At 55.4% G+C, this 1187-nt stretch carries 1 protein-coding gene; it reads left to right on the top strand.

Going from position 1 to position 1187, the window contains the following annotated elements:
- A partial coding sequence (locus AC1RR2_RS20885) for a hypothetical protein (protein ID WP_493224217.1) occupies positions 1–1187 on the top strand: 1187 nt, incomplete at both ends.

Raw genomic sequence — 1187 nt, 5'->3', positions numbered from 1 at the left:
GGTGTTTCAAGCTTTACGGTCACGGTAGGCACGATTAACGACGCCATCGTTGATTCCGCTTCGCCCGAATCTTTACCCCTGGTGATCGGTGGTGTCACCGGCAACGGTGGTATCTTGGATGATGATCAACCAACGATCACCACGGTCGAACCGGGTGCCCCTGGCATCGCCGGTGACAATGTGGTCGAAGGCAATGACCTCGTCTACACCGTCTCCCTCTCAGCCACAACGACAGTCGCATCGACTTATGCGTACAACTTAGGCGGTGGTACAGCCACAGCGGGTCTTGACTACAACAGCACTGCGACGTTCAGCAATGGCGTGACTTTAGTCGGTGGCAATTTGATTGTTCCAGCGGGTGTTTCAAGCTTTACGGTCACGGTAGGCACGATTAACGACGCCATCGTTGATTCCGCTTCGCCCGAATCTTTACCCCTGGTCATCGGTGGTGTCACTGGCAACGGCGGTATCTTGGATGATGATCAACCAACGATCACCACGGTCGAACCCGGTGCCCCTGGCATCGCCGGTGACAATGTGGTCGAAGGCAATGATCTGGTCTACACCGTCAGCTTAAGCGCTACGACGACCGTCGCTTCCACTTATGCCTACAATTTAGGTGGTGGCACAGCGACGGCCAGTCTGGATTACAACAGCACTGCGACGTTCAGCAATGGCGTCACTTTAGTTGGTGGCAATCTCATCGTTCCAGCCGGTGTGAATAGCTTCACCGTCACGGTAGGTACGATTAACGATGCCATCGTCGATTCCGCTTCGCCCGAATCTTTACCACTGGTCATCGGTGGTGTCACCGGCAATGGCGGCATCTTGGATGATGATCAACCAACAATCACCACGGTCGAACCGGGTGCCCCTGGCATCGCCGGTGACAATGTGGTCGAAGGCAATGACTTGGTCTACACGGTCTCCCTGTCTGCTACCACGACCGTTGCATCGACCTACGCCTACAACTTAGGCGGTGGCACAGCCACAGCGGGTCTGGACTACAACAGCACCGCCACGTTCAGCAATGGCGTGACTTTAGTCGGTGGTAATCTCATCGTTCCAGCGGGTGTGAATAGCTTCACGGTTACGGTAGGCACGATCAATGACGCTATCGTCGATTCCGCTTCGCCCGAATCTTTACCGCTGGTCATCGGTGGTGTCACCGGCAACGGCGGTATCTT

The organism is Undibacterium sp. GW821-FHT11H02 (assembly GCF_058808015.1).
Note: the sequence above shows the minus strand (reverse complement) of the source record. Positions and strands in the feature narration are given on the sequence as shown.